We start from the raw sequence: 6229 nt of genomic DNA, 5'->3' as shown, positions 1-6229 counted from the left end.
GCCATGGCACCAGCTAACAATTATGCTGGCCTTGCCTGCCAAGGCTAACATGTCCGCCACTCCATGTAAAATCCGCTGAGTTGTCGGCGATTGTGCTTTACACATACTTCTTGACGGTACCCGGTTGCGCGCCTGAAGTGACCGGTTGTACGCCCGAAGTGACGGGTTGCACGCCTGAAGTGACGGGTTGCACGCCCGAAGTGACGGGTTGCACGCCTGAAGTGACGGGTTGCGCGCCTGAAGTGACCGGTTGTACGCCCGAAGTGACGGGTTGCACGCCCGAAGTGAAGGCCCCCGCGCCCAAACCAACAGACTCTACATCAACTTCGAAATAAACATCGTCGCGATCCCAAAGTAGATTAACAAAGACAGGATATCGTTAATCGTCGTAATGAGCGGGCCGGATGCAATGGCAGGGTCGACTTTGAATTTATTCAAGACGAGTGGAATGATGGTTCCTGCCAACGTTCCGATGATCAGCGTTATGACAAGTGAGGCACCGACAACGAGGCCAAGTGTAAAGCTGTCTTGCCAAATATAGGCAATGACTGAAATGATCGCTCCACAAATGATTCCGAGCGTAATCCCGACAAGTAGTTCACGGAAGATGAGGCGGAGCGTTTTTTTCATCGTTAACTCCTCTGTGACAAGCCCCCTGACGACAACCGCCAAAGATTGCGTCCCTGTATTTCCGGTCATCCCTGCAATCATCGGCATGAAAAATGCCAAAGCGACAACTGCTTCGAGTGTTGCCTCAAATTTGGAAATGATGCTACCGGAGACGAGCCCGATAAATAGAAGTAAGACGAGCCAAGGCAGCCTTTTAAAAGCAGCAGTAATCGGCTTCGTATGGAAGTCGATTTCCTTCCCGGAAGCAAGCAACATTTCGATGTCCTCATTCGCCTCCCGCATTACAATGTCGAGTACGTCATCCGCCGTTATAATGCCGACGAGAATATCATCATCATTGACAACGGGCATCGACAGGAAATCATGCTGCCCAATCATTTTGGCTACATCGCTTTGCTTTGTCGTTTCATGAACTTTTACAATATCCGTCGTCATCACATCTGTAATTTCCTCAGTTGGTTCGCTCAGCAGCAGATCCCGGTAGGAAGCGACACCGCTCAATCGCTTCTGATCATCGATGACATATACATAATTCAAGTAATCCGCAAACTCCTTGAAGTTCTTCAGTTTATTAATTGTTTTTTCGACCGTATACGATTCGTGTACCCATACATATTGGCTGATCATTGCCCTGCCAGCCGACCTTTTTGGATACTTCATCTTCTTGCGTATCGACTTTTTCTCTTCATCCTTCATTTGCGCAATGAGCCGCTCCACCTCTTTACTCGGCAAATCGGACAGGAGATAGGCGAGGTCATCACTTTTCAAGACCCCTAATAATTCTGTAGAACGGACATGACCGATTTTTTGTAAGACTCGCAACTGTTCATTCCGCGTCAAGTGTTTGAGAAGTGACACGAGCTGTTCCATAGAGAGCCATTCTAAAAATAGAATCCTTCGTTTACGGGGCAAGCTGCGATAATAGCTGGCTGTTTCATACGGGGTTAATTCGCCTATGATTTTCTGGAATGTGTCCTTTTGCCCTTCCTTTAAGACGTGGACAATCCCCCGCAAGACTTCTTCTTTATCGCCGTTTAACGTCATGACTCCCATCACCTCTCTTTATATGTAATTGAAAGTCTAGCTAACCCGTCTATTCCCCTCCTTTCTAGTTCCATAAACAGTGCAAGGGTATTCTAGATTCGAGTAAATGGTCATAAGTGGTGATAAATCCGTTCTGAGTGGTGATAAAGCTGCGCTGAGTGGTGATAAAGTCCGTCTGAGTGGTGATAACTCTCTCCTAAGTGGTGATAAAAGGTTTTTACCATTCTCTCTGGTCTAATTCCAAGCTGAATTGTAGTCTAGCGGTGGTAAATTCTCCCGAGTCGGTGGTAATACGACGAGAGTCGGTGATAACCTCCCGTAGAGTCTGTGCTGGCAAGTTTACAGCACTTTCCACTTTATGCACCTAACTACTTAATTCAGAAAATAGATGTTTATCACAGAAATGATAGGGAAAGGGAGTTAGTAAGCAAAAAAAGACGGCATCTTGTCGGGAAAAAGGGAGTTTTATTGATGGGAAAATGGAAGACGCTATTATTCTTACTGATTGCGGCCACATTAGTGCTAGCGGCGTGCGGTGATAACGAAACCGAAGCAAATGCTGACGGATACCGCCTTGTTGAAAAAGGTAAATTGACATATGCCGCAAGTGGATTGTACAAGCCGTTCAACTTTGAGGAGAACGGAGAGTTGACAGGGTTCGATATGGAAATCGGAGCGGAGATTGCAAAGCGCATGGGCTTGGAGCCGAATCCGGTGACGAACCCATTTGAAACGATCCTCCAGGGACTTGTCTCTAATAAATACGACGCCATTATCGGCTCGATGGCCTACACGAAAAAGCGTGCTGAGCAAGCGGCCTTCACACAACCGTATTATTACTCCGGCGGGATGATCTGGGTCGCAGAAGACAATAACGACATTCAATCACCGGAAGATTTAAAAGGGAAAAAGATCGGCGTCATTGCCCAATCGACATATGAAGAACCGGCAAAGGAGCTAGAGGGTGATATCCAGTACTATAGCAGCGATATCGTCGCCCTGAAGGATTTGACGGTTGAAAATCGTTTAGATGCCGTTATTACGGCGGATATTGTTGGTTTCGAAGCGCAAGATAACGGCTTTGCCATTAAAGAGGTCGGCACCCCGCTATGGGTCGAACAGCCATCGATTGCGGTGAAAAAGGATAACGAGGAGCTCCGTGACGCGATTGACAAAGCCCTTCAAGAAATAATCGATGACGGCACCTATGAAGAGATCTCGCAAAAGTGGTTCGGGCGGAATCTGTTGGATATCGATTTGGAGAATGCGGAGCTACTTGAATAAGTAAGGATTTTTAAAGCGGAAAGAGGGATTGATTAGTGCCTGAAACAATACAAAAATTCTACGAAGTATTTATGAACACCTATCCAGGTTTCCTGGAAGCGGTACTTGTCACCCTGAAGGTAACAGCGATTGCAGTTGTTTTGGGAACCGCATTTGGTATCGTTTTTGCTTTAATGAAGATATCAAGATCGAAAGTTCTGCAGACGATTGCTAACTTATATATAACGATTATTCGCGGGACGCCGCTCATCGTGCAAATTATGTTCCTATATTACGGAATCACCTCGATTGTCGTCCTATCGAATTTTTGGGCGGGGGCAATTGCACTTGGTGTTCATAATGGAGCCTATATTGCAGAGATTTTCAGAGGTGCAATCAAAGGCATTGACCGTGGTCAACGAGAAGCAAGTCTTGCTCTCGGCATGAATCGCACACAGGCGATGCGCCGAATTGTTTTTCCGCAGGCTTTGCGACGTGCAATTCCGCCGCTTGGCAACCAATTCATCATCACATTGAAGGATTCATCCCTTGTGTATTTGATAGGGGTTTCGGAGTTGTTCTCGCGGGCAAACCGAGAAGCTGCGGCAAACTTCATGCCGTTCGAAACATTCCTTGTTGTTGGAATGTACTACCTTATCCTCGTCCTCATTTTCACATGGTTGTTGAAGTTGTATGAGAACAGGCTGAACGTAGATGGATCTTAAGGAGGCAGACGATGATTAAAACAAAGAATCTCCATAAATCGTTTGGCGATCTTGAAGTGCTAAAAGGAATTGATATCGACATCCATCCAGGCGAGGTCGTCGTACTCGTCGGGGTGAGTGGATCCGGAAAGAGCACACTGCTGCGCTGTCTCAATTTCCTAGAAAAGGCGCAAGCAGGTGACATCGTCATTGACGGTCGTAAAATTGATCGAAAAAAGCACGACTTATCGAAAGTACGTGCAGAAGTAGGCATGGTGTTCCAGCATTTTAACTTGTTCCCCCATAAGACGGTATTGGAAAATATAATAGAAGCACCTTTAATCGTCAAAAAGGAAGATAAGGAAAAGGCGAAAAAACGTGCGCTTGCCCTATTGGACAAAGTCGGCCTTTCTGATAAGGCTGACGTTTATCCGAATAAATTATCGGGTGGGCAGAAGCAGCGTGTTGCCATTGCACGAGCGCTTGCAATGGAACCGAAAGCGCTTCTTTTCGACGAACCTACATCCGCGCTCGATCCCGAGCTCGTCGGGGAAGTGTTAGGGGTAATGAAAGATTTGGCGAATGATGGCATGACGATGGTCGTCGTCACACATGAAATGAAATTCGCCAAAGAAGTCGCCGACCGCATCATCATGCTAGACGAAGGGCGCATCATCGAAGATGCCGACCCAGATACGTTTTTCAACCACTCCACAAACGAGCGGACACGACAGTTTTTGGAGATGGTTGATCTGTGAATGAAGAAGCAGCTTCCTGTAAAGGGAGGCTGCTTTTATTTCAATCTATTTCATTCACCCATTCGGGAACATAACTAATGTTAACACGGGATGAATTGGCTAAAAAAGTTAAAGTAGTAGGCTCTCGATAACTGTTTCTGTGAAAAAGTTGATAATAAAATCGATCATCCTTCCATTCCATCAGATTTACACTAAATAGTGCCTCCACTCCATCATCCAAAAGGATGGTCTTTACATCTTCCAACTCCGAATCCTCCAAAGAATATGTAAAAGGCTCTTTACTGACGCGATAATAATACATGCCGTACGTGAGCTGTTCGTTATATCTCCATTCAGCTCCCTTACGGACATTAATTTTCAGATCCCGATGGTTGACGAAATGTGTGAACTGCACCGGTTCTCCATCTCTATACGTAACTTCACCAAAGGTACATTCCGTAAAATAGGGCTCGTCTTTGGGCAGCGGTACATATCTCCCAAATTCCTTCATCGCATCTTCGGTATGTTTAAATCGCTTGTAATTCTTCTTTTCACTCGATTCACTTGCATTGTTTTGAGCAATCTCAAATTGACCTATTGGTTTATATGAAAACAAAAAAGAATTGTAATGAGGCGCCTTCTGCATGCATGAATTTGTATTGAGAAAATGATAGGCAAAGAATAAACCGCTTATCACAAACACGACTACTATAGTTTTTTTTAGTTTTTTCATCAGTTCACCTACTCTTATACTTGCCAGTTGCTTCTATATTAGCCTTTCTGCAAGGTATAAGGTCCTCCTAGTAATAATTGAACGACTATTCAAATTATACCATACAAGTAAGGATAGTTTACCTACTCTTATACTGCCATGTAAATAATATTTTCTGTTCTATTAATAGTTTTCAAAAATATCAGTTTATGTCATGATGAAAGAAATACTAAGTAAAGGGGAAGTGTGGGGATGCGATTCGTTGAAAAGGGAGAAATGAAATTTGTCGGCATTCGTCTGCAATGTGATTCATTGGAGGATTATTAAGTGAAAATTCCAGAGGCGTTCGAGGAATTAAAAACCCGTGCAAAGGAAATTGTACAACCGATTGATCCAAGACGCATATTCGGATTGTTTAAAGTGGATGCGCAACCTTCTGAGGATGGTTATTGGGTCTGTTTGCAAGTTGAAGAGATTGAAAATGTTGCAGATGGTCTGGAAGGTCTTTCAATAGATTCAAGTAAATATGCCACGCATGTTGGTTCACCAAAGGATCTCCACCAAGCGTATGCAAATCTTCATGAGGAAATTGCGGAAGCGGGTTACAGAAGGGTGCCTGCCAAATGGTCGATAGAGGAGTACAGTCCGGACAATGAACAAAGCCGTCATATCATTAACGTACTATTACATGATCCAGTTGCATAATCCTTAAAAATAGGAGGAAAAGTGAATGGTTGACCGAATTTTATATGTTGCAATTCCGGTGAAAAATATCCCACATTCGATGAACTGGTATTCGGAAATCTTAAAGTTTCATAAAGTATGGCATAGTGAGGAAGAGAAGCTTGCCCAAGTAAACTTACCATCTGGCCAGATGCTATTCCTGTCAGAGACAGCAGAGGATACAAACGCAAACTTTTTAAAAGACGGAGTGGAACATAGTGTCATCGGCTTTCAGACGAAAGATATTGACGCTCTGTACAAGATTTTAAACGATAATAATGCAAAAGTAGATCCGATTGTAGTCGATTCGGAAGGATATCGTTTTTTGCATTTTTATGATCCGGACGGAAATCGTTTAACAGCCCAGTGTGACCCAGCTGAACCAAAATTATGATCTGTCAATGTTAAAAGGGGGA

At 44.3% G+C, this 6229-nt stretch carries 8 protein-coding genes; 6 read left to right on the top strand and 2 right to left on the bottom strand.

Annotated features, from left to right (window positions below; translation table 11 throughout):
- The first annotated feature begins 110 nt into the window (after positions 1-110).
- The gene (locus MHZ92_RS05155) at positions 111-335 is read left to right on the top strand and encodes a hypothetical protein (protein WP_239430483.1); all 225 of its coding nucleotides are present in this window, start codon (positions 111-113) and stop codon (positions 333-335) included.
- Here the strand turns inward: MHZ92_RS05155 and mgtE are convergent.
- The gene (mgtE, locus tag MHZ92_RS05150) at positions 316-1674 is read right to left on the bottom strand and encodes a magnesium transporter (RefSeq protein WP_239430482.1); all 1359 of its coding nucleotides are present in this window, start codon (positions 1672-1674) and stop codon (positions 316-318) included. The two genes, MHZ92_RS05155 and mgtE, sit on opposite strands and share 20 nt — an antisense overlap.
- A 471-nt stretch (positions 1675-2145) precedes the next feature.
- On the opposite strand from mgtE, the gene MHZ92_RS05145 reads away from it, so the two are divergent.
- The 3 genes from MHZ92_RS05145 to MHZ92_RS05135 all read left to right on the top strand — a co-directional run bounded on the left by MHZ92_RS05145 (position 2146) and on the right by MHZ92_RS05135 (position 4399).
- Positions 2146-2958, top strand: coding sequence for a transporter substrate-binding domain-containing protein (locus MHZ92_RS05145; RefSeq protein WP_239430481.1), 813 nt, complete (start codon positions 2146-2148; stop codon positions 2956-2958).
- A 71-nt stretch (positions 2959-3029) separates the two neighbouring features.
- Positions 3030-3662 carry an amino acid ABC transporter permease gene (locus MHZ92_RS05140; protein WP_239430516.1) on the top strand — a complete coding sequence of 211 codons (633 nt, stop codon included), beginning with the start codon at positions 3030-3032 and terminating at the stop codon, positions 3660-3662.
- Positions 3663-3673: 11 nt separating this feature from the next.
- Complete coding sequence (locus MHZ92_RS05135; RefSeq protein WP_239430480.1) at positions 3674-4399, top strand: amino acid ABC transporter ATP-binding protein; 726 nt, start codon at positions 3674-3676, stop codon at positions 4397-4399.
- A 40-nt stretch (positions 4400-4439) separates the two neighbouring features.
- Here MHZ92_RS05135 and MHZ92_RS05130 read toward each other — a convergent pair whose 3' ends face one another.
- The gene (locus MHZ92_RS05130) at positions 4440-5111 is read right to left on the bottom strand and encodes a hypothetical protein (RefSeq protein WP_239430479.1); all 672 of its coding nucleotides are present in this window, start codon (positions 5109-5111) and stop codon (positions 4440-4442) included.
- A 306-nt stretch (positions 5112-5417) separates the two neighbouring features.
- On the opposite strand from MHZ92_RS05130, the gene MHZ92_RS05125 reads away from it, so the two are divergent.
- Both MHZ92_RS05125 and MHZ92_RS05120 read left to right on the top strand, forming a co-directional pair.
- A complete protein-coding gene (locus tag MHZ92_RS05125) occupies positions 5418-5795 on the top strand; it encodes a GyrI-like domain-containing protein (protein ID WP_239430477.1) in 378 nt (125 codons plus the stop codon).
- A 25-nt stretch (positions 5796-5820) separates the two neighbouring features.
- Positions 5821-6207, top strand: coding sequence for a VOC family protein (locus MHZ92_RS05120; RefSeq protein ID WP_239430476.1), 387 nt, complete (start codon positions 5821-5823; stop codon positions 6205-6207).
- Positions 6208-6229 lie beyond the last annotated feature (22 nt).

This window comes from Sporosarcina sp. ACRSL (assembly GCF_022346605.1).
In the GTDB taxonomy this organism is placed as follows: domain Bacteria; phylum Bacillota; class Bacilli; order Bacillales_A; family Planococcaceae; genus Sporosarcina.
Note: the sequence above shows the minus strand (reverse complement) of the source record. Positions and strands in the feature narration are given on the sequence as shown.